This window comes from Mycoplasma seminis (assembly GCF_030718845.1).
Taxonomy (GTDB): Bacteria; Bacillota_I; Bacilli_A; order Mycoplasmatales; family Metamycoplasmataceae; genus Mycoplasmopsis; species Mycoplasmopsis seminis.
Map to the genome: position 1 here is coordinate 498,115 of NZ_CP132191.1, position 23,160 is coordinate 521,274.

At 27.1% G+C, this 23,160-nt stretch carries 23 protein-coding genes; 5 read left to right on the top strand and 18 right to left on the bottom strand.

Features of this window, described 5'->3' with window-relative positions; all coding sequences use genetic code 4:
- Positions 1 to 54: 54 nt before the first annotated feature.
- Together Q8852_RS02170 and Q8852_RS02175 are read left to right on the top strand one after the other, a co-directional pair.
- Complete coding sequence (locus Q8852_RS02170; RefSeq protein WP_305938352.1) at positions 55 to 312, top strand: hypothetical protein; 258 nt, start codon at positions 55 to 57, stop codon at positions 310 to 312.
- Positions 313 to 672: 360 nt separating this feature from the next.
- Positions 673 to 1,233 (top strand): IS3 family transposase, encoded by a 561-nt coding sequence (locus Q8852_RS02175; protein ID WP_305938353.1) that lies wholly within the window; start codon positions 673 to 675, stop codon positions 1,231 to 1,233.
- Positions 1,234 to 1,302: 69 nt separating this feature from the next.
- Here the strand turns inward: Q8852_RS02175 and Q8852_RS02180 are convergent, their stop codons facing one another.
- The 10 genes from Q8852_RS02180 to Q8852_RS02225 form a co-directional block, all read right to left on the bottom strand.
- Positions 1,303 to 2,022 carry a pseudouridine synthase gene (locus tag Q8852_RS02180; protein ID WP_369810270.1) on the bottom strand — a complete coding sequence of 240 codons (720 nt, stop codon included), beginning with the start codon at positions 2,020 to 2,022 and terminating at the stop codon, positions 1,303 to 1,305.
- Positions 2,023 to 2,024: 2 nt separating this feature from the next.
- Positions 2,025 to 3,113 carry a nicotinate-nucleotide adenylyltransferase gene (locus tag Q8852_RS02185; RefSeq protein WP_305938354.1) on the bottom strand — a complete coding sequence of 363 codons (1,089 nt, stop codon included), beginning with the start codon at positions 3,111 to 3,113 and terminating at the stop codon, positions 2,025 to 2,027.
- A 6-nt stretch (positions 3,114 to 3,119) separates the two neighbouring features.
- The gene (locus tag Q8852_RS02190; RefSeq protein ID WP_305938355.1) at positions 3,120 to 4,361 is read right to left on the bottom strand and encodes a Y-family DNA polymerase; all 1,242 of its coding nucleotides are present in this window, start codon (positions 4,359 to 4,361) and stop codon (positions 3,120 to 3,122) included.
- On the bottom strand, positions 4,354 to 4,767 hold the full coding sequence (gene sufU, locus Q8852_RS02195) for a Fe-S cluster assembly sulfur transfer protein SufU (RefSeq protein WP_305938356.1): 414 nt from the start codon (positions 4,765 to 4,767) through the stop codon (positions 4,354 to 4,356). The genes Q8852_RS02190 and sufU overlap by 8 nt, the downstream gene beginning before the upstream one ends.
- Complete coding sequence (locus tag Q8852_RS02200; protein ID WP_305938357.1) at positions 4,757 to 5,908, bottom strand: aminotransferase class V-fold PLP-dependent enzyme; 1,152 nt, start codon at positions 5,906 to 5,908, stop codon at positions 4,757 to 4,759. The genes sufU and Q8852_RS02200 overlap by 11 nt, the downstream gene beginning before the upstream one ends.
- A complete protein-coding gene (locus Q8852_RS02205) occupies positions 5,908 to 6,435 on the bottom strand; it encodes a P-loop NTPase family protein (RefSeq protein WP_305938358.1) in 528 nt (175 codons plus the stop codon). The genes Q8852_RS02200 and Q8852_RS02205 overlap by 1 nt, the downstream gene beginning before the upstream one ends.
- The gene (locus Q8852_RS02210) at positions 6,422 to 6,886 is read right to left on the bottom strand and encodes a transcription antitermination factor NusB (RefSeq protein ID WP_305938359.1); all 465 of its coding nucleotides are present in this window, start codon (positions 6,884 to 6,886) and stop codon (positions 6,422 to 6,424) included. The genes Q8852_RS02205 and Q8852_RS02210 overlap by 14 nt, the downstream gene beginning before the upstream one ends.
- 221 nt (positions 6,887 to 7,107) lie before the next feature.
- Positions 7,108 to 8,559 (bottom strand): hypothetical protein, encoded by a 1,452-nt coding sequence (locus tag Q8852_RS02215; protein WP_305938360.1) that lies wholly within the window; start codon positions 8,557 to 8,559, stop codon positions 7,108 to 7,110.
- On the bottom strand, positions 8,559 to 10,691 hold the full coding sequence (locus Q8852_RS02220) for a S8 family serine peptidase (RefSeq protein WP_369810277.1): 2,133 nt from the start codon (positions 10,689 to 10,691) through the stop codon (positions 8,559 to 8,561). The genes Q8852_RS02215 and Q8852_RS02220 overlap by 1 nt, the downstream gene beginning before the upstream one ends.
- Positions 10,688 to 10,810 (bottom strand): hypothetical protein, encoded by a 123-nt coding sequence (locus Q8852_RS02225; RefSeq protein ID WP_305938361.1) that lies wholly within the window; start codon positions 10,808 to 10,810, stop codon positions 10,688 to 10,690. The genes Q8852_RS02220 and Q8852_RS02225 overlap by 4 nt, the downstream gene beginning before the upstream one ends.
- A gap of 245 nt (positions 10,811 to 11,055) precedes the next feature.
- Here Q8852_RS02225 and Q8852_RS02230 point away from each other — a divergent pair, with 245 nt between their 5' ends.
- Positions 11,056 to 11,202 carry a hypothetical protein gene (locus tag Q8852_RS02230; RefSeq protein ID WP_305938362.1) on the top strand — a complete coding sequence of 49 codons (147 nt, stop codon included), beginning with the start codon at positions 11,056 to 11,058 and terminating at the stop codon, positions 11,200 to 11,202.
- Positions 11,203 to 11,261: 59 nt separating this feature from the next.
- Here Q8852_RS02230 and Q8852_RS02235 read toward each other — a convergent pair whose 3' ends face one another.
- From Q8852_RS02235 to Q8852_RS02245, 3 genes are all read right to left on the bottom strand, one after another.
- Positions 11,262 to 12,044, bottom strand: a complete 783-nt coding sequence (locus Q8852_RS02235; RefSeq protein ID WP_305937640.1) for a hypothetical protein — start codon at positions 12,042 to 12,044, stop codon at positions 11,262 to 11,264.
- On the bottom strand, positions 11,941 to 12,405 hold the full coding sequence (locus tag Q8852_RS02240; protein WP_305938363.1) for a hypothetical protein: 465 nt from the start codon (positions 12,403 to 12,405) through the stop codon (positions 11,941 to 11,943). Before Q8852_RS02240 ends, Q8852_RS02235 begins: the two co-directional genes overlap by 104 nt.
- 142 nt (positions 12,406 to 12,547) lie before the next feature.
- Positions 12,548 to 12,802, bottom strand: a complete 255-nt coding sequence (locus tag Q8852_RS02245) for a hypothetical protein (RefSeq protein ID WP_305938364.1) — start codon at positions 12,800 to 12,802, stop codon at positions 12,548 to 12,550.
- Positions 12,803 to 12,959: 157 nt separating this feature from the next.
- Here Q8852_RS02245 and Q8852_RS02250 point away from each other — a divergent pair, with 157 nt between their 5' ends.
- A complete protein-coding gene (locus tag Q8852_RS02250; RefSeq protein ID WP_305938365.1) occupies positions 12,960 to 13,976 on the top strand; it encodes an IS3 family transposase in 1,017 nt (338 codons plus the stop codon).
- A gap of 123 nt (positions 13,977 to 14,099) precedes the next feature.
- On the opposite strand, the gene Q8852_RS02255 is transcribed toward Q8852_RS02250, so the two are convergent.
- Both Q8852_RS02255 and Q8852_RS02260 read right to left on the bottom strand, forming a co-directional pair.
- Complete coding sequence (locus Q8852_RS02255; protein ID WP_305938366.1) at positions 14,100 to 14,519, bottom strand: hypothetical protein; 420 nt, start codon at positions 14,517 to 14,519, stop codon at positions 14,100 to 14,102.
- 94 nt (positions 14,520 to 14,613) lie between these two features.
- Positions 14,614 to 15,081: a large conductance mechanosensitive channel protein MscL gene (locus Q8852_RS02260; RefSeq protein ID WP_305938367.1), complete on the bottom strand. Its 468-nt coding sequence runs from the start codon at positions 15,079 to 15,081 to the stop codon at positions 14,614 to 14,616.
- 507 nt (positions 15,082 to 15,588) lie between these two features.
- Between Q8852_RS02260 and Q8852_RS02265 the strand changes: the two genes are divergently transcribed.
- The gene (locus Q8852_RS02265; RefSeq protein ID WP_305938368.1) at positions 15,589 to 17,652 is read left to right on the top strand and encodes a leucine-rich repeat domain-containing protein; all 2,064 of its coding nucleotides are present in this window, start codon (positions 15,589 to 15,591) and stop codon (positions 17,650 to 17,652) included.
- 217 nt (positions 17,653 to 17,869) lie between these two features.
- On the opposite strand, the gene gyrA is transcribed toward Q8852_RS02265, so the two are convergent.
- The 3 genes from gyrA to Q8852_RS02280 all read right to left on the bottom strand — a co-directional run bounded on the left by gyrA (position 17,870) and on the right by Q8852_RS02280 (position 23,097).
- A complete protein-coding gene (gene gyrA / locus Q8852_RS02270; RefSeq protein WP_305938369.1) occupies positions 17,870 to 20,482 on the bottom strand; it encodes a DNA gyrase subunit A in 2,613 nt (870 codons plus the stop codon).
- Positions 20,483 to 20,628: 146 nt separating this feature from the next.
- Entirely contained in the window at positions 20,629 to 21,351 is a 723-nt protein-coding gene (locus Q8852_RS02275) for a potassium channel family protein (protein ID WP_305938370.1), read from the bottom strand.
- Positions 21,352 to 21,360: 9 nt separating this feature from the next.
- On the bottom strand, positions 21,361 to 23,097 hold the full coding sequence (locus tag Q8852_RS02280) for a TrkH family potassium uptake protein (RefSeq protein ID WP_305938371.1): 1,737 nt from the start codon (positions 23,095 to 23,097) through the stop codon (positions 21,361 to 21,363).
- Between the last annotated feature and the right edge of the window lie 63 nt (positions 23,098 to 23,160).

The following is a 23,160-nucleotide window of genomic DNA, read 5'->3' on the forward strand; positions in this document are numbered from 1 at the left end:
AACATTCATAAGGGTGTTAACTTTTTATTATTTTTAATAACTAAAAGGAGAACTATGGGTAAACATTTCACAGAAAAGCAAGAAATTGAAATTTATAATACATTTTTGAAATTTGGTAAAAATCAAGCAATTTCATTGATGTACAAATATGGTTCAAAAGCAAAAAATGATTCCATTAATAAAAGGTTTTGAAAAATCATAAAACATTATAATTTTAATATGAACAAGAAACCAAGAAAACCAGGAAGCGGAAGACCCAAAAAAGTTAAGGAAACTGAAATCAATTGAGATATTTTTCTAGAGATGATTTAATAGAAATCGCTAAAAGATATCGAGAATTAACAAAGGATAAGCCTAAGAACAAAAAGCGAAAGAAGCCGCAAATTTAAATATAGCTTCATATAAATTAGCTATATTATTCACTTTATGTAGACAAACTGTATCTAAACACAAGAAAAACAATAATATAAGTAGTACAAAACACAAAGAAATAAAACATCAAGAAGTAATAATTCAATCCTTCAAACAAAATAGATGCAAATTTGGAAGACAAAAACTAAAATATTTTATCTTGCACACCTATAATATAGATATAAACGAAAGAACATTAGGAAGATATATGAATTCATTAGGTCTATTTTGTAATGTGCGAAAAAGAGAAAAATTAAAGAATTGAAAGATACATCAGTTAATATGCCTAACATAGTAGATAGAGATTATAATGATAAAAACAACAGAAATATATATGCTACCGATGTCACATACTTACCAGCTACGAAAGATTCAGTAAATAATCATGTTTATCTTTCTGTAATAATTAAGCATAAAACAAAGGAAATAGTTGGTTTTGCGCTTTCAAAATTTAATGATGCAAATCTTATTTATAAAACATTTGAAAATATACATTTTGAAGATAATTTTATATTACAAGCAGACCATTGTTCAACATACACTTCTCAAACATTTTCTAATTTCATCCAAAATCAAGGTGGTTTAATATCTCTTTCAGGTGTTGGTAATAGTTTAGATAATAGAGTTGTTGAATATTGATTTTCTAATTTAAAAACAGAATTAATTCGTGACATCAATGTTAGAGAAATATCAATAAAAGAATTAGAAAATATTATTGCAGATTATATTGAATGATACAACAAAGAGCGAATTCAATCATGTTTGGATTGAAAAACTCCATACACATATGGTATGGAGCTATCTGAATTAATAAATTGTTAATTTTTTGTGTCCTAGTATACAACCTGGACTTTTTTAATAAAAAAGCTAGCGCAAGGCTAGCGTTCAGGCTTATTCAGCTTTTTTAGGTTCTCTAACAAGAGAATAAAGTGTTTTAACTTCTTTAATTGTTAAAGGACGATATTTTCCTTCAGGAATGTTTTTAACTGTAATTCCACCATATTCAACACGTTTAAGGTTAATAACTTCATGTTCAACTGTTTTAAATAACTCTTTAACATGGTGGTATGTTCCTTGGTGTAATACTACAAAGTAGCTTTTAATATCAGCTTGAATTACATTTTGATTAGATCATTTACCATTAATCATTACTGGTTTATTTAATTTAGCAAGTTGTCTTTTGTTTAATGGTTCATTTAATCTAGCACGATAAACTCTAACAACTTGATATGAAGGGTGAAGTAGTTTACTTGCTAATTCACCATCATTAGTTAAAATTAAAACTCCAGTTGTATCATAATCCAATCTACCAACAGGGAAGATTTTATATGGTGTATCAATTAAATCTGTAACTTTAGTACGATTAAAGTTATCTTTTAAAGTACATACTGTTTTTTTAGGTTTATTTAAAACAAAATAAACTTTTTGTTCTGCTCCACTAAGTGGTTTTCCATCAACTAAAATAGTATCTTTAAAGCTTGCTTTGTTTCCAAGTGTAGCAACTTGACCATTTATTGTAACTCTCCCATCTGTAATTAATTTTTCCGCTTCTCTTCTAGAAGCAACTCCAGCTTGTGAGAGTAATTTTTGTAATCTTTCTTCTTTAATCATACTTATTTATTTCCTTTTCTATATTTTGTATATATCTTTTCTTGTTCAGGCGTGAATTTTACACCTTTATTTATGTTGTATTCGTAAGCTTCTTGTACAACTTGAGCAAATCCTGCATCTAAATCTTTAAAACATAATTCTCTAGTTTTTTGAATTCCATTATATCTTCTTCCTTCACAAACTTTATCAGCTATGAAAAGAATTTTATCAAGTTTCCCCATTTCCATTTTCATTGAAGTATGACATAAAATTGCTTGTAAAATTTCTTCATCTTGTAATTTGTAACCATATTTTACTCAAATATATCCAGCAGTTTGATGGTATTTATATCAAGGTAGATTGATTGCTAATTGAGGTTCATATTTTTCTATTAAATATTGTGTTTGTTCGTCTGAAAATTCTTTTGCAATATCATGTAATAACCCTGCAATATAGGCTTTTCTAGCATCCACTTTATGTTTTTTAGCTAATTCAGCAGCAAATGAAGCTGTAGCAACACAGTGCTTAGCACGTTTAGCTGATAAAATGTTATGAACTAATTGTTCCATATATAAACCATGTTGGGCTATATAACTAGCAACTTTAGGATCAACTAGTGAGAAATCACCTTTTTTAAAATCAGTTGAAGAAGCCTCAAAGATAGGATTATCTAGTAAAATTCCATTATATTTTTTAATGTTAATCTTATTAATTTTTGAGCTACGACGCACTATTGTAATCTTAGCAAGTTGTGCAATAGTATCAATATCTTTTCATCTAGGTAATGCAGCTACATTATCGCTACCAATAATTAAAAATAATTCATCATTTGGATATTTATTTTTAAGGTATTTTACTGTATCAATTGTGTAAGAAACTCCACCACGTTTAATTTCAAAATCACATAATTCCATTTTATCTTCTAAAACAAGTGAAATCATGTTTTTTCTATCTTCGTTACTTGCTTTTTTACCCTTTGTTTTAAAAGGTGAACTAGCAGCCGGAACAATTAAACATTTATCTAAGTTTAAATGTTTAATTGCATAGCGAGCTGTTTTAATATGTCCCTTGTGTATAGGGTCAAAAGTTCCACCATAGATTCCAATTTTCATAACTTCCTACTTTCTAAACAAGATTTTTTTGAATCGATATTTACCTTGCTTAATTCTTTTTGTTTTAATTTCTTCTTCACTTAATATTTTTAGTGTTGGATTAGCGAATAAATCATTTACTTGTGTTATTATTTCACTTACAATATTTTGATTCATATGCGATAAGTTGTTTTTTAATAAACTTTGTGGTACATAAATATCTTTAATATTTCTTAATCCAGAAACTCTAACCCCAATACCAATGAAATCACTTTCTGAAAAATACTTTAGAAATAAATTATTTGCAAGTAAATAAATTTGACTTTTATCATTAATATAATTTTGAATTTTTATTTGCTTATTGCTTCATTTTTTGTTTCTAAAACGAATTGTAAGAGTAATTACATTACCAGCTAAATTTTCTTTTTTCAGTCTATTTGAAACCTTTTCACAAAGTTTTAATAAATGCTCAATTTTGAGCTCATATGGTAAAGAATAATCCTCAAAAGTTATTTCATTTCCAATTCCAATAGCTTGCTCATCTTGAAATGAAATATGTTCATAAACACTAGGATCAAGATTTTTTAAAATATTTTGACCAACACGGCCAAAAATAGCATTTATTTCTAAATCACTAACTTTTTTACTAGCTAAATCACCAATTGTATTAATATTAACACTGCGTAATTTAGCTGCGGTTTTTTTACCTATACCATGGTATTTTTCAATATCTAAATCAAAGAAGCTTTTTTCAAAATTATTTTCATCAGTAAATCCAATACCAAATGGTTTTGAAATATTAGTAGTCATTTTAGCTAAAAATTTATTATGTGAAATACCAATCGAAATAGGGATCCGAAATTTATTTAAAATATCTCTTTGCAATTTTTGAGCAAGTTGAATTGGAGTTACTCTTCTTTGAATGATTAATTCACTTACATCAATATAGCATTCATCAATTGAAGCTATTTGTAAATTACCACTATATTCTAGTGCAATATATTCAAATATCTTACTAGATAAGTCTTCATATAATTGCATATCACTTGCTACAAAAATTGTTTTAGGTTCAATTTCTTTGATTTCAAAATTTTTCATTCCGGCTTTTACACCTTTGTTTCTTAATTCATAAGAAACTGAAACAGCTATTGCATGTGCTGATGAACGAGAAATAGCTACAGGTTGGTTATTTAATTCAGGCTGAATAGTACGAGCTGCTGAAACAAAATAACAGTCAAAATCGATATGAAAAATTACAGGTTTAGTCATTTAAAAAGGTATTTGGGGTTAATAAAGCACATGCTACACGATTTAAATGAGTTTTAACATTGTAAAAGGCTCTTAAATCACCTAAAGATTCTAATTCATCTTGAGTTAAGTCTTCTTGGTTAACAAATTTAGTAAAAAGTTTTACTAACTCTTTAATTTGTTCTTTAGTTTTTCCAACAATAAGACCTAGAAAAATATCAGTTGCAGCCACAAACACAGCACATCCGTGACCATTAAACTGTGCTTTAGTTACTTTACCATCTTCTCAAGTTAAACTTAATTCTAATTTGTCTGAACAAGTGTTAGAAAAATAAGTTTCAAATTCTTGAGTTAGTTGTCTTTTATTTGTTGGATTCATATAATGATCCATAATGATTTCACGAGCTTGATTTTGATTAAAATGCATAGAAATCACCTCCATTTTTTAATTCTTCAACTAATTTATCTATATCTTGTTTATTGTTATAAATTCCAAGTGAAATTCTTAAGAAAGAATAGCTATCTTGAATATTTCTTAAATAAGGTGCACAAAAGATTCCGGCAATTGTATAAATATTTTTACTTCCTAAATAAGTAGCAACATCTTGAGCGTTAATTCCTTTAACATTAATTAAGGCAATATTATCTCCAGCTTGAGAAAACACCTCAACATTAGGCAATTTATTTAATTCTTGGTGTAAATAAGTTGAAAGCTCTTTTAAAATGCTTTGGGTTTTTTCATATCCAATTGAATTAAAGAAATCTAGTGCTTTATCAAACATGAAAAATCCAGCAATATCAGGAGTTCCTGGTTCAAAACTTGCAATAGTTTTTTTAGGTTCTCAATGATTATTTTCATTAATAGCATTAACTGAACCACCGCCAAATTTAACTGGTTTTAGTTTTGAAAGTAAACTTGATTTAATTGCAAGCACACCCATTCCAGTTGGTCCATAAAATTTATTAGTACTAAATGCAATTGCATCCACTACTTGCAGTGAGACTTTTTCGTGTGAAATTGCTTGAGCAGCATCATCAAACACAATAGCATTAAACTCATGTGCTTTAGTTGAAATCGCCTCCATATCAAAATGCTGGTTAAAATTATTAGTTTCGTGACTTAAAGCAATAATTTTAGTTTTAGGATTAATATCTTTTAAAATATCACGTGAAATAATAACTTTAGCACCTATTTTTTTACCCATTTCAATTCAAGGAACTAAATTAGAAGAATGATTATAAGCACTTAGCAAAATTTCATCGTTTTCATTTAGTGTTTGCGCAATCATATTAACATATAAATTAATACTTTCAGTAGTGCCTGAAGTAAAGATAACCTCGTTTTCGCTTGCATCAATTAATTGTGCAGTTTTATTTCTTACTCTATTAATAGTTAAATTAACTTCATTTCCAATCGGAGTATCTGCGGTACGTGAAGAAATTGATTTATTTACATAAAAATCATAAATTGCATCAGCAGCTTCAATTGGTTTAAGCATTAAAGCGGCTGAATCAAAATATGTTATTTTTTCTAGTATTGGGAAGTGTTTTCTAATTTCTTTATTCATTATAATACCTTTCTTAATATTGCTCTTAGAACGGTATTATAGCCTGGGATTTTTTGAAATTCATCTAAGAACAAATAGTAATATTCTCTTTTGATTTTATTAAGAATAATTTCGAATTCAACTTTAGCTTGTTTTTTATCTTTAGCTAAATTATGTTTAATAAATATTTCACCTAAGAAATTTCTTAACTCTAATTCTTCTTTGTTGTAATACTTAACAAATAAATCATAAAATAAGTAATAATAAAAATTAAAAATCATATCCTTTTGTTTTTGAGTTACAGTAGGAGAAAATTTAATTTGGTGGTTAAAATTACTAATTAAAGAATTTAAATTATCACTTTTATCGGAGAATTTTTTAATTTCCACTTTATCTAGTTGTGGTTCTTGCAATAATCCAAGTTTATAAAATTCATTTCAAGTGAAATTAATTTTCTTAAGTATTCTACGGTAATTTGATTTATAAGCTATATCAGATGCTAAATTAGTAATTACGTGTTTTCTAGAATCTGAATTATTCTTGTTCATCTAATTTTTCTGCTAATTCAAATGTTTGAATTAATTTGTAGTAATTTTCTAAAATAGCATTAACGAACTTATACATTTTTCCTTGTAAAGTTGGTTCGTCTCCAGCTTGATCTTTTGGAAAATAAATTTTAGTAATTTCAATTGCTTCATTTAAAACAATTTTTGGTTCTGTATGATAAAGCTCAAAAGCACCATTTAAAATAATTGCTCTAATTAAAGGTGAAATTCTTTCTCATTTTCAGTTTTTGTTTAATAAAGCTGAAATAGTTTTCTTTAAGAATGCATAGTTTTTAGCAATAAGACTTAATCTTTTTAATTCTTCACGATTAAGTCTGTATTCATTATCTTCATAAGCTTCTTCAACATTAATAGGTTGCTCTAATAATTCATATTTATATAAAACAGCAATAATTGTTTTTCTCATATCTCTTCTTGATTTTGTGTGTTGCATAATAACTCCTTATAGTTTCTAAATTATATTATAATTTAGAGCAAATTTGGTATTGAGTCTTATTTTCTTATACCTATGACATAGGAAAATAAGTATTTATTAGTCAAAATAGAAAATATCAAAAAAATAGATAATTTTCAGTTTCTTTTAAATAGAATTAAGAATTTTGTTAATGAAACAAAAAATACATCAATCTGTATCGAATGATGTATTTAAAACAATTATTTTTCTGGTTGCTTAATTCAATTATGAATAATGTCTAGAATTTCTTTAGTTGCATCAAAATTATTAAATAAAGCATCTGAAATAAATATTCTATTTTGACTATTATTATCTAGATTATTAATACCTAATTTATTTAGTTCTAAGGCAAATTTTGATAAAAGTAATGAATTATCTTTGAAAAGAATTTCTTTATTTTCTGGACCAATTAAGCTATCTCCTCATGTTAGAACCACATCTACTATTTCTTCATTGTTGTTAATTGGAATGTTTAGGTCTAATGATATTTTATAATCCTGTTTTACAAAAGAAGAATAATTAGGGTTCTCGATTCATGGTCAATTAGTAATTAGACCTGTATCATTTTTGTTCGGAGTACCTAAATTTATTGGTTTATATGCATTCGAAATGTCATTTAAATCTAAATTATTCTTGTATCATTTTGAATAATTTTCAAAACTTAGTATTTGATTAAATTTGAGATCTTGATTTGCTTTTAAAATGATATTAACTACAGTTTTATTGCTTTTTTCATCTTTAATATAATTAATTTCAGGTTCTATTTGACTTAGATTATTGTCAAAATATTTAAGATAAATATCACTTTTTATATTCAATGTACTTTTCGAATTATTAGTTAATTTGTTAATTGTATTTGTATATGAAACAATAGGTGAATTTGCAAAGGTATTAATTGAACTGGTTAAAAATTTATTAATTAATAATTTCTTTTCATTGAGTAATTCGGTTTCTAAACTAGGATACCAATCAATGAATTTTTGGAATTTTTCATTAACTTGTTCAGGTAAATTAATATTAGGATTTTTGTTTAATAAATTTTGTCAAAGTGATATTACTTCATTGTTTTTGTTTTTAACAAAACTATTCTTTAAACTAGTATATTCAAGACTATTGAGTAAATTTTCTTTTATAATTTCTAAATATAATTGAGTAATTGAACTCTTTTTCAAAGAGTCTAATGCTTTAATATTGTTTAGCTTATTATTTTGGAAATCAGAAATGTTTGTTGAATTTATTTTTTCTAAAATATTCTTTTTAATAATTTCACTTTTGTTTTCTGCTTCTAAATTAAATATATTTTTTTGAGTATTAAATTTAGAAATCAATCCATTTAAATATTCAATGTATGAATTAACTACATTTGAGTCTAGAAGCTTGTTGTTTATAAAAACACTTTGAACATTTGGTTTAATGATACTATTGAAAAATTCATTCTTTTTCATATCGTTTGTTGCTGTGATATTTTTAGGAAGTTTTATAAGTTGATCTACATTTATTTCTTTATTTATATGAGATAAATTTAATCCATATAAATTATTTAACTCTTGTACTTTAACGTCTTTTTGACTGCATGATAAAGCACTAAAAGGTAAAAGAGACACTAATGGTGTCGACACAATTATTAATTTATTAAGTATTTTATTTTTCATTATGAACCTCTTTTTTCATTTATAGATGTTGTACTGATAATATATGTAACATCTAATGAATTAAAGTATTTGATGAATATTTTTTTGCATTCATCTCAAGATATTTTTTCATCAATTGTCGTCTCATTGCTATATGAATTATAAAGATTTTTTAATTCTTTTAAAAGTTCTAGTGTTATATAGCAATGTGCATTATCCATTCATAAAGCATCATCTTGTCCGTAAATAGGCATATCTATTCATATTTTCTCAGTTGACGATGTGTTTGAAGCACTTTTTCTTGTTGCGCTATCTTCAATTGATTCTGGATAATATTCATAAGGATCGATTCAGTCTTGATAATCAACTGTATAATCAAAATTTGCAACAATATTTAAAAGATCAAAATTCTTTAAATTATTTTTAAAATAAATAATGAAATCTCAATATTTCTCATTTAAATTATTGTTATTTAATGCTGTCCATAATAAACCATTTTTATCATCTAATGGATTTAAATTAGTATATGAGATAACAGCTGAATAACGAGAATCATTTTCAATTTCTCACTTATCAAGCTCTATTTCAAAATTATCATTTTTAATATTTTCTTCATCTATTCTTAGTTTCTTTAAACGATTTTCGCTTATATTTTTCTGTATAATTTCATAGTTAGGTACACCAAATCCTATTTTTGAGAATGAATTATTCTTTCTTCTAATTCCGTATTTAAGACCAGAGTTTATGTGCTCTTCTGATTTATAATCATTATCATTATCTCCGTTTCTTATAATGTGAGTATTTAAATTATATTCGGATATTTGAGAACCAAATGCAAGTAAGGTTTTTAATTCTGAAAGTGTAAATGTTCGTTTAAATTGTTGCTGTAATCTAGAAATTAATCCAGTTATTACAGGTGCAGAAAAACTAGTACCAGCGGATGTTTGATAATAATCTAGCTTATTATTAATATTTCAATTACTTGTGTATCTACGAGGTGAATTAGTTAATTGCTCACCATAAGAACTAACAAATGGTAAATTATCATTTTCAAAATCTGTGAAAGTTGAAAATGGAGACGGCTTTAAATCATCACCTACTGAGCCTACATAAATTACATTATTTCCTATTGTTTTTTTAATGAATGAATCATATTTTTCTATTAATTTATTTTCAAAATTATAATTTGTATTTAAGACTTTTGAAAAAATGTCATCATATTTATATTTTTCTAGTTCTATTTGTTTAGATAAATTTAGCATATAAAGCATTAATATTCTTTCGTTCTCAGTAGTATATTTACTAGAATGAAGTTTTTCTATTGTCTTTTTTATGCTATTTAACATATTATTTAAATTTTTATATTTAGCTATATTTTCAATACATTTCTTGATATTTGAATATACCTCCCCTTCATTTCCAGCTGCCGCTATAACAGTTAATCCATACTTTTTATTGTAAAAATCTATAATATCATCTAAATCAAGCTTTAAATCATTCACATCTAAGAATTTTTTTATTTTTGCTAGCCAATGTAAAGTATAAAATTCTTCATACAAATTCTCGAATTTTCTTAATTCAGAATTATTTCTTAATAAATTATCTATTTTATTAACATTATCATCTTCATTTTTATTTATATTAGCAAAGAAATCATAGCCTAAACTCAAGTTAACTATTTTTACACCGTTTTCAACCATATAATCTAATGAATTTCTGAGTTTAGAAGATGGATTTGTAAAAATATCAGGATATTTTTTTAATATTTTATCAATATCATTAACAGACATATTTGTATTTTTAATCATATCAATGCTACTGTAATATACATTAGAGTTTTTATTTATCCCTAAGTCACCTCCTATTAATGAATATACTTTTGAACCGTGTAATGTGTTTATATTGCTATTTGAAACATAACCACCATGAATATGGAAATTATTTCTATTCGATGTATTGAAAATGTCGTCACTTTTTAATCCATTTACTTCTATAATTCCTACTTTGCTATATGATTCATTTAAATCTACATTAGTATCAATTTCTTCGTTTGAAACTGAGTGTTTTTTTCATATATTTGAATAAATATTTTTTAACGAATCTAATTCATTAGCACTAATAGTAAGATTTGAATCTTTATTAATCTTTATTAATCTTTATTAATCTTTATTAAATTATTATTAATTCTGGAAGCTGATAGTGTTGAAACAACCGAAATAGTTGAAATCGCTCCGATTAAGAATAATGGAATTATTTTTTTAATTTTTCTCATTTTTACTCCTTTAGTTTTTTTATGCAAAAGTAATAAAAAGCCACACTAAAAAATAGTGTGGTCATGAATACTGTTAATGTTTCTTAAATAGTAAAAGCTTTTATTATTAGACATATATACATGCATTATTACCTCTACATAATAATTATATAAAAATATAAGTATGTATATATACTAGGACAACAAAAGTTAACATTCATAAGGGTGTTAACTTTTTATTATTTTCAAGAATTAAAAGGAGAACTATGGGTAAACATTTCACAGAAAAGCAAGAAATTGAAATTTATAATACATTTTTGAAATTTGGTAAAAATCAAGCAATTTCATTGATGTACAAATATGGTTCAAAAGCAAAAAGTGATTCCATTAATAAAAGGTTTCGAAAAATGTAGAATAGCTTTGATTTTGTCACTTTATAAAAACATAAAATGTAATAAAATAAAAACGATATTTATTCATCGTAAATATCGTTTTTTACATTTTGAGACAATGCTTTAAGTTCCTGAAAGAGTTCACGCATTGTCTTTTTTATTTCAAAATCATCATGAGAAAATTCTGATAATAAAGCAGACATCTTATTTATGTATTTGTCGATTGTATTAAAAAATGAATTGCTATTTCTGTATAACTTAGCTATTTTTTCTACAGCTGGTATTGATATATCTAATCCCTTTTCTAGTGCTCATATTTCAGTAGGAGTTAAATATTTTCCTGTCGGTTCTTTTGCATAATATTTTTTGCTACCGTACTTAAAATAAATATTCTCATCAGATGAATAAACCAGCACAACATTTGAGCCAATCGAAAAAATTATTCTTTTGCCTAGTTCATCAAAAGCTGCATAATTTTTACCTTGAAACCTAACAACTCCATTTAATATTTTTCTATCAATTTCAATATCAACTCTTCAATTTTCTTTCAAAGTTCCTTCTTTATTGAAAACAGATTTCTTATTCAAAAGTCTCTTTAGTTTGTTGTTATAGTATTTTTTAAAACCATCCACATTAAGTTGTAAATCTTTTAGAGTGGATAAGTGATTTTCATAAATAAAGATTGGATATTTATCTAAAGCTGTTCTAAATGATCTTTCAACATGAGGTTTGTGTTTTGGATTACTTGAAGATATTACTCTAATTCCTTTTGAATTTAAAATTTTCTCAAAAGCAGTTTGAGTATTTTCAGAATCCTCAAAATGTTCTTCTTTTATCTGTATAAATAAATTTTGGATATCCATAGTTCTTGAAAACTATTTCCAAAAGCCTTTGATAACCTAATGTTGTTTCTTGTTTTTCGTATCAAACAGCTAATAGTATTCCTGTTGCAGCATCAATTGCATGATAGAGATAAATTGGTTCATGATTTATGAGGTAAGGTTCGCACTGCGCATCTATTTCTATAACCTCACCAAATAATAAGTTTTTATTCAGATTTAAGACTTGTCTTTCTATTTTGTTTTGCTTTATTTTATTTTCAACATTTTTCAATAATAAAGTGACTTCTGAGTCAGACGCTTTTTTGTAATCTCGTTGTATTTTTCTTCCTCTTTTTGTAGTATGAATAGTTTTTAATCCTAATCTATTAAATCTTTTAATCAAGTTGCAATATGAAATTTTATTCTTATACAAATCATCTAGGAATGAATTCAGAATTCTTTAACAGAAATTTGATTAGTAGTTTTTTGACATTTATTATCGTTTCAGAGATTTTTAAATAATTTTTGTAGATTTGCAAAATTTCTTAATCACTTATGACTTTCTGTCTACCATTCGATTTATTTTTATGAGATATTACTAATTCAAGATTTTTATTTTTTAAAGCTGACAAAATATCTTTTTTATATCTAATAACACTTCTTTCATTTAAACCGGTCATTATAGCAAGAGTCTTAGTAGGTTTATCAAGGTTTGAAGATATTATTTCAAAGTTTGTTTTACGTTTTCTTTCGAAATTAGTTAGTTGTTTATTAGTTTTAATATCAATTTTTAGTTTCATGTATTAAATTTTATTAAAAACTAATTTAAACAATTACTAGCAAAGGTGACAAAATCAACGATATTTGACGAGGTGACAAAATCAAGTATATTTCACAGCAAAAAGTGATTCCATTAATAAAAGGTTTCGAAAAATCATAAAACATTATAATTTTAATATGAACAAGAAACCAAGAAAACCAGGAAGCGGAAGACCCAAAAAAGTTAAGGAAACTGAAATCAATTGAGATATTTTTTCTAGAGATGATTTAATAGAAATCGCTAAAAGATATCGAGAATTAACAAAGGATAAGCCTAAGAACGAAAAAGCGAAAGAAGCCGCAAATTTAAATATAGCTTCATATAAATTAGCTATATTATTCACTTTATGTAGACAAACTGTATCTAAACACAAGAAAAACAATAATATAAGTAGTGCAAAACACAAAGAAATAAAACATCAAGAAGTAATAATTCAATCCTTCAAACAAAATAGATGCAAATTCGGAAGACAAAAACTAAAATATTTTATCTTGCACACCTATAATATAGATATAAACGAAAGAACATTAGGTAGATATATGAATTCATTAGGATTATTTTGTAATGTGCGAAAAAAGAGAAAAATTAAAGAATCGAAAGATACATCAGTTAATATGCCTAACATAGTAGATAGAGATTATAATGATAAAAACAACAGAAATATATATGCTACCGATGTCACATACTTACCAGCTACGAAAGATTCAGTAAATAATCATGTTTATCTTTCTGTAATAATTAAGCATAAAACAAAGGAAATAGTTGGTTTTGCGCTTTCAAAATTTAATGATGCAAATCTTATTTATAAAACATTTGAAAATATACATTTTGAAGATAATTTTATATTACAAGCAGACCATTGTTCAACATACACTTCTCAAACATTTTCTAATTTCATTCAAAATCAAGGCGGTTTAATATCTCTTTCAGGTATCGGTAATAGTTTAGATAATAGAGTTGTTGAGTATTGATTTTCTAATTTAAAAACAGAATTAATTCGAGACATCAATGTTAGAGAAATATCAATAAAAGAATTAGAAAATATTATTGCGGATTATATTGAATGATACAATAAAGAGCGAATTCAATCATGTTTAAATTGAAAAACTCCATACACATATGGTATGGAGCTATCTGAATTAATAAATTGTTAATTTTTTGTGTCCTAGTATAATATCCAAAGGATAAAAATTAAATTTTTTTATAAAAAATATTTATTTTCCTTATTTTAAGCGATAAAAAAATCCTCTAACAAATTTAATAAAAAAATATTTTAATTAATTTAAATTATTATCACTATTATTTTCTTCAAAATTATTGCTTGCAAATAAAACTTTTTCTTTAAATTCTTTATCAAATACTTGTTGCAGCATGTTTTCAAAAATTCTTTTTTCTTTACTATCACAAGTATCATAAAAATCTTTTAACAGCTCAATTTCATTTTGAAATTTTTCACTAAATCTCTTAACTCATGGGTTATAAACACATAATATCACTGTAGTAATTATTGCAACAGCAACAAGGCAAATACCGCATAAAGTTCACTTTAATGCTGAAGAAGAAATGAAATTACCAAATATTAAAATTATTGTTGTAATCCCTATAGCAATCGGAATAAGGAATAATAATCTGAGTCATATAAATAATTTAAATGTAGTGAAATACTTTATTAATTCTTCTTTTTTATTTTGTTCCATATAGCTCCTTAATATTATTTTAATACTATGTCATAATAATAAAAGAAAAATATCAGGCAAAAACCTGATATCGTTTGACTTAAATTAAAGTGATTTATTTTGCATCAGCTTTTTCATTAAGTTTTCTAAGTTCAGCTAAGATTAATTCATCTGTAGTTGGAGCTGCAGCAACTGGTTCAACTTCAACAACTGGGTTTTTAAGAGCTTTTCTGTAATCTGAGTAGTTTTTAGCTCAGAAGTATACATATAAGATTCCAAATACAACTACTGAAACAATAATGAATTGGAATAATGCTGCGATGAATTTTCCTAAGTAGATTCCACCTACGATTTTTGTAGGGTCTGCTTTATCGTAAACTGGCGCTAATACTCAATCGTTTGTTGATGTTCCAAATGCTCTTGTAATAGCAGCCATGATGATATCATTAGCGAATGAAGAAACTAGAGCTGTGAATACACCTCCAAGTAAGAACCCAATAGCTAACATTAAAAGGTTACCTTTTTTCATGCTAGACATTGAATCGCTTCATGATTTCTTGTGCAATTCTTTTGCTTTTGACATATTTTCTCCTTAAATATTTTTATTTAAATCTGGAATAATTTTACCATAATTAATACATTTATAAATATATTTTCATATTCAAAAAGTTATTTTTAAGACTATATTTAAGCATTAAAAGTAATTTTAGTATAAAAAACTTTATATAAAGCGGTAACTTAAAAGGTTATTTTTGATTAGTTTTTTATTCGTAAAACTTATTTAAAAGCAGATGTCTTGAAATTATCTAGAATTAGAGAATACTTTTGAGTTTTTGCATTACAAAGTTTGAAAATTTTATCTCCATAATATTATTTTTCATAATGATTATTAATTAACTATATTTCTTTGCAAATTTCAACTATTTTTTTAAATTTACTAAACATTTTTTTCTAATTACACTGATTTTTAAGGCTCGATGCTACTTGTTTTTTTTTTTTTTTTTTGAAATAATAAAATTATGAAGTAATTTTATGCCCAAAACATATTTCAATTACTTCAAACTATTTTTTTAGTATATAAGGAGAAAATATGAAAAAGAATAAATTATTAATACTAGGATTATTGACATCAGGTTCAATAGTATTAGTTCCCACAATTTCATTGTCATGTAATTCTACAAAAAATGAAAAACCAAAGAACAAAGAAGGAACACCAGAAGTAAAAGATAATGATATATATCCAATTTTATACAGTGATGGAAATAAAAATTTTAATGTAGAGTATCACATAAAAGATAAGAAAATTCTTATACCAGATGCAGAAAATATCACTGGTGCGATGCTTAAATATATATCAAATGAAATAAAAAGTAAATTTGATGATATAACTGAAATAGAACTTTTAGAATGTCCAAAAGCAAAAATAATTTCAGAAAGTCCTCAAGCAGGAGATATTATTCGAATAAAAAATGTTAATTTACCCAAAATTCAAATTATTAAGTCAAATAGTAAAATTTTAGATGACTCGTGAATAAATAATTTATCTGATAAAAAAATTATTCAAAATGGTATTTTAATTAAATGAGATGGGGCAACCGGCGACATAGTTGATAATAGCATTACTAGTATTGCACCAAATGTATTTATTAGAAATAATAAGATTACATCAGTTTCATTTCCTAATGTGACAAGTATTGGCGATAATGCATTTATGTGAGCAGGAAGTCTAACATCAGTTTCATTTCCTAAGGCGGCAAGTATAGGATATTCAGCATTCGCTGGTGTGGAAAGCTTAACATCAGTTTCATTTCCTAATGTGACAAATATCGGAGCTAGTGCTTTCTTAGGTGCAAGAAACTTAACCTCAGTGTCATTTCCTAAAGCAACAAGTATAGAACAAGAAGCATTCGCTGGTGCGACGTTAACATCAGTTTCATTTCCTAATGTGACAAGTATTGGCTACCGGTCATTTTATGAAGCAAAAAACTTAAAGAAAATAGATTTTCCTAAATTAGAAAAAATTGAATCTGAAGCATTTTTTAATACTCCAAAACTCACTGGGAAAGTTGTTGCGAATGGTATTTTAATTAAATGAGATGATGCAACTGGTGATATAGTTGATGACGGTATTACAAGTATTAAAAGTGGTGTATTTTATAATAATCAAAATATTACATCAGTGTCATTTCCTAATGTGACAAGTATTGAAGCTGGTGCTTTTTCAGGCGCAACAAACTTAGCAAAAATAGATATTCCAAAATTAGAAAAAATTAAATCTGAAGCATTTTTTAATACTCCAAAACTCACTGGGAAAGTTGTTGCGAATGGTATTTTAATTAAATGAGATGATGCAACTGGTGATATAGTTGATGACGGTATTACAGCTGTTGGACCTTTTGTATTTTATAATAATCAAAATATTACATCAGTGTCATTTCCTAATGTGACAAGTATTGGAGGTGGTGCTTTCTCAGGCGCAACAAACTTAACCTCGGTGTCATTTCCTAATGTGACAAGTATTGACTATCAGTCATTTTATGAAGCAAAAAACTTAAAGAAAATAGATTTTCCTAAATTAGAAAAAATTGGATCTAAAGCATTTCTTTATAATCCAAAACTCACTGGGAAAGTTGTTGCAAATGGTATTTTAATTAAATGAGATGATGCAACCGGTGATATATTTGATAATAGTATCACAGCTATTGGTTCTGATGTATTTAGTGGAAATAATAAAATTACATCAGTGTCATTTCCTAATGTGACAAGTATTGGAGGTGATGCTTTCTCAGGCGCAACAAACTTAACCTCGGTGTCATTTCCTAAAGCAACAAGCATAGAAGAATATGCGTTTTCGAATGCAAACAGTCTAACATCGGTATACTTTCCCAATGTAACAAGTATAGAATCTTCCGCATTCGCTGGTGCGACGAGCTTAACATCAGTTTCATTTCCTAATGCAACAAGCATCGGGTGGGCTGCCTTTATAGGAAATTCAAGTCTACAATCAGCATCATTTCCTAACGTTAAAAGTATCGGGCCTTATGCGTTTGCTGATGCAGAAAACTTATCAAAAATCAACATTCCTGAATTAGCAAAAATTAACTATTCTGCATTTAGCAACACTCCAAAATTAGTTAATGACCCAACCTTATAAAATGAATAAATATTAAATTGACTTAGTATTATAAAATACTAAGTTTTTATTGCAAAAAAGTCTTGAATAAATAGAGATCAGATACACAATTCTAGCAAGTCTCACTAAGATATCTGATATTTTGCTGAATTCACAACGTTTAAAAGTAGTATATTATTTATTTGTTTTTTAATATAAAAAGATTAAAAAATGTCGAGAATATTCTCGACAAAAATTATTATTGTTTAATAACTTCAACATCCACAATTGAGTCACCATCTTTAAGATTGATAATCTTAACCCCTTTAGTGTTACGTGAAGCTTCTGAGATTTGATCTATATTTGTTCTAATTGTTACACCTGAAGAGGTAATCACAAGTAATTCATCTGTGATATTAACAAATCTAGCAAATACTAATTTACCAGCTTTTTCTGAATTAATTCCAGTTACACCTTTAACACCACGGTTAGTTAATCTGAATTGTTCTTTAGCAGTTAATTTACCAAATCCTCTTTCTCCAAGTGTTAAAACATATTCACCTTCATTATCAGCTGAAGCAGAAATTACTTCTTGACCTTGCTCAAGTTTAATACCTTTAACTCCTAGAGATGAACGTCCTAGTGGTCTAACATCATCAGATTTAAACATAACAACATTTTTAACATTATTAGCAATTAACACAGCATCGTTTTCATCTATCACAAAGGCACGAACTAATTGGTCTCCTTCACGAAGTTTAAAGGCAATAAGACCATTTTTTCTAATATTGCTAAATAAGCTAAGTTCTGATTTCTTAAACATACCTTGTTTTGTAACTGTAGCAAGATATTGGTTTTGACCATATGAGTCTATGTTTAAGATAGAAACAATTTTTTCTCCATTTTCAGCATCGAGTCCTTGAATGATATTGATAAATGGAAGCCCTTTAGATTGTTTAGAACCTTCAGGAATTTGGTGACCTCTAAGGTTATAAACTTTTCCATAGTTTGAGAATAATAGCAAGTCAGTATGTGTTGAAGCATGAATAATCATTGCTATATCATCATCGTCATATGTTTTCATAGAAATTGAACCCATACCACCACGACGTTGAGTATTGTATTCATCTAGGTCCATACGTTTCACATATCCTTTTGAAGACATTGTAATAACAATTTCTCTTTCAGGGATTAAATCTTCATCTGAAATAATACCGATAGCACTAGCATCAATAACTGTTCTACGTGGATCATTGTATTTTTCTTTAACTTCTTCAAGTTCAGATACAATTTGGTCTATTAATTTTTCTTCTGAGGCAAGAATTTCTTTGTAATGAGCAATTTCAGCTTTTAATTCAGCAATTTCAGCATCCATTTTTTCAATACTTAATCCAGTAAGTCTGCTTAAACGCATTTCTAAGATAGCTTTAGTTTGTCTTTCGCTTAAATTAAATCTTTGTGCAAGCGCACTTTGCGCATCTGCATCAGTTTTAGATTTTTTAATAATTGCAACAACTTCATCAATATTTGAAACAGCGATTTTTAATCCATCTAAAATGTGTGCTCTTTCTTCAGCTTTATTTAAATCGAATTTTAATCTACGTGTTACAACTTCTTTTTGGTGTTGAATAAACACTTCTAAAGCTTCTTTTAAATTAAGTGTTCTAGGTTCATTATTTACAATAGCAACTAAGTTAAAGTTAAATGTAGATTGAATATTTGATTTTTGATATAACTTGTTAAGTAAAATATGTGGATTTACACCTTTTTTAACATCAATTACAAGTCTAATTCCTTCACGGTTAGATTCATCTCTTAAATCAACAATTCCTTCAATAACTTTAGCTTTATGTAATTCAGCTATTTTTTCAATAATTGTTGTTTTCTTAATAGCGTAAGGAATTTCACGGATAATGATTTTGCTTTTTCCATTACTTTGTTCAATAACTTCACATTTTGAACGAACCGGAATACTTCCTTTTCCTGTTTCGTAAGCTTCTTGAATCCCTTTAGTTCCTAAAATAATAGCTCCAGTTGGAAAATCTGGTCCTTTGATATATTGCATTAATTCTTTAATGGTAATATCAGGATTTTTAGCAAGAGCTATTGTAGCATCAATTGTTTCTCCAAGGTTATGAGGTGGAATTTCTGTAGCCATACCAACAGCAATACCTGAAGAACCTGAAACTAGTAAGTTAGGGAAACGACAAGGAAGCACTGTAGGTTCTTGTTCACTTCCATCATAGTTATCTACAAAATCAACTGTATCCTTTTTAATTCCTTCTAGCATTTCAGTTGCGATTTTAGCCATTCTAGCTTCTGTATAACGCATAGCGGCTGCTGCATCACCATCGATTGACCCAAAGTTACCATGTCCATCAACAAGTGGATAACGCATTGAGAAGTCTTGAGCCATACGCACCATAGCTTCATAAACTGATGCATCACCATGTGGGTGGTATTTCCCTAAAACATCCCCGACAATACGAGCTGATTTACGGTGTTGACTTCCTGGAGTAATTCCAAGTTCACTCATATCGTAAAGAATTCTACGGTGAACCGGTTTAAGACCATCTCTAGCATCTGGTAAAGCACGAGACACAATAACACTCATTGAGTATTCAAGGAATGATTGTTTCATCTCATTATCAATTACAACTGGGTGTAATCCTTCAGTTGGTTCGGTAATAATTTGAGATTCAACAACATATTCATCGTTTTCTTGAGGTACTTCTTCTTCATCTTCTTCAACTACAACTTCTTTTTTCTTTCTAAAAATCATTGTGTTGTTTTCTTCATATTCAAATTCTGTATCTTCTTGAATTGTTACTTTTTTCTCTTCGTTTTCTAAAATTTTATCTTTTTCGTTCATTTTAACCTCATAATTTAATTAATATAATTAATTAAATTATATAGTTTTTTTTACTTTTGCTAAATAATACAAGGTACTAATAAGCCTATGGGATAGCTTTAAAAGTATTTTTTTACTAGATAAAAAAATAATCAGCACTTAACTGATTATTTTGTACCTAATTTTTTAGGTTGCTGTATTTCTTCAACTTTAGTTTCATCTTTATCATTTAATCATTCTAAAGCGTTTGTAACATTAGCTACTTCACCTATGATAGTAACAATATCACCTATTTGAATTATAGCATCCCCAGTAGCTCTTTTAAAAGTATTACCTGATTTAATTAAAACAATAGTAATTCCCATCTGAGATAGTTTTAAATCTTTAATACGTTGATTTTCTAGTTGTTCATTATTAACTTTAGTTGATCCAATAACAAAGTTTCCACCGATTTCTTGTAAGTTTTGACTGTAACGAATAAAGTTACTATTTGTAGCAATTAAAGCAGCTCTAATACCTGATTCATATTCTGGACGAATAATAACATCCACACCGATTTGTTTAAGCACTCTAGCATGACGTTTTGAAGTTGCTCTAGCAATAATGTTTTTAACTTTAAGTTCAAGTAAAGCAGCTACTATTTCAATGTTATCTGAAACAGCTACAACCACTGTTTCCATTTGATCAATACCAATTGATTTAAGTGTTCTAGTATCAGCAGCATCTCCAATAATAATACGGTCAACTTCATCAGCAAATAATTTAGTATTTTCTGAATCTTTGTCTAAGATTAAAACGTTTCTTTCAAGCTTAAGAAGCTGCTCTATAACAGCTTGGCCAAAACGCCCTGTTCCAATAACAACAATATCATTTTTATATTTTAATTTCATAAGTATCTCCTAACCGATAGCGATATCAGCATCAACGTATTCATAAGTACGTTTTCAATTCTTTTTACGTTTTCAAACAAGTAATGTTGAAGAAATTCCAAATTGTCCAATGAACATAACAATAATTAAGGCAATTTTAGAAACTGTATTTAATTGACTAGTTATTCCAGAAGTAAGTCCAGTAGTTCCGAAAGCACTAGCAACTTCAAAGACTATATTTTGAGTCGTGAATCCTTCATTAGCATTTCTAGCTCCTAGTAGTGATTTTACACTTCCACCATAATCAGCAAATGATGAAAACATCACTAAACTAGCAAGCGCAATAAGTACAAAAGCAATTGCAAGTACTTGTGAAGACATATTAACAGTTTCTTGGTTAACTGCTCGTTTAAATAATCTAACCCGTGGAATTCCAAATAATACACGAATAATTCCAGCAATAATTAAAGCAAATGTAGTGGTTCTAATTCCACCTCCAGTTGAAGCGGGAGCTGCTCCTATAATCATCATAAAGATAAACACAAAAGTAGAACCTTGAGTAAAGTGTTTGATGTTTACTGTTGCAAATCCAGCACTACGTGTAGAAAGCGCAGTAAATAAAGTTGCAAAGGTTTTATCAAATCCATTACCATATAAATATCCATTATCAATGTATGGTTTTAAGTATTTTCAATTTTCGATAGTAGCTTCACTAGCTAATTTTTTATCTTTTAAAAGAGATCATTGATTATAGCTACTACTTAAATCAATTTCTTGTCCATTAATATCATTTAATTGAATTTTTTCAGGTACATAATATTGATTTCATAATGAATAAGCATTTGTTGAAGAAGCTTCAAAACCAATTGAAATTAAGAATCCGACTAAAAATACCAGTAAGTAAGTAACTAAAGAAACTTTAGTAAATAAAGAAAAATGGTATCTAGCTTTTTCTCTACGAATTTTATGTTTCATGTAGCAGGATACATCATAAATTGTAGGATATCCAAGTCCACCGATAACAAGTAAAATAATGAATGAAATTTGTAAGAAGTAATTTTGATAATAAGGCATTAAGCTGCGGTTTGACATAATATCAAATCCAGCATTATTAATAGCTGAAATAGTATGGAAAATACCAAATTTTAAAGCAAGTTGAATATTTCCTCTTGGCGAAACAAATTCTAAATCACCATTTTTAATCATTTCATCCATTCCTTTAGTATGGATTGGTTCAGCATAATAAAAATAAAGTGTAAGAATAATACTAAAGATAAAAATGCAAACAAATAAGAATTTAATTGATGAAATAATTAATTGACTAGTTTTAGCAATATCAGTTCCACCCCGCTCACTTTGCACTAATTTAATTTCAGCAAGTGAAGATGATTTACGTCTAAAAATATAAGTAATAATGAAAAACTTCAGTGCAAATATTCCAATTCCCCCAGATAGAATTAAAATTGCAATCAGTGCTTGACCAAAGTCATTTCATTGCTTAAAGGTATCAGTAACCACTAGCCCAGTATCACTAAAAGCTGAAGCTGTAGTAAATACTGCATCAATGTAAGAAATTCTTTCAGCTGTGGAAACTTGTGTTCAAGGTGAATATAATAATAAACTAGAAACTAAAACAATAATGAAATATACAAAGAGTAAATATTTGAGTTTTGAAACGTTTGATTTCCAACGTCAAAATCTTATTAAACTCTGTATAAATTTACTGCTAGCAAGTTTACTTTTAAAGTTATATTTTAATCGCTTCATTAATCCTCTTTATTATTAAATATTTCAATTATTATGATTATATAGAAATTTATATCTTATAGA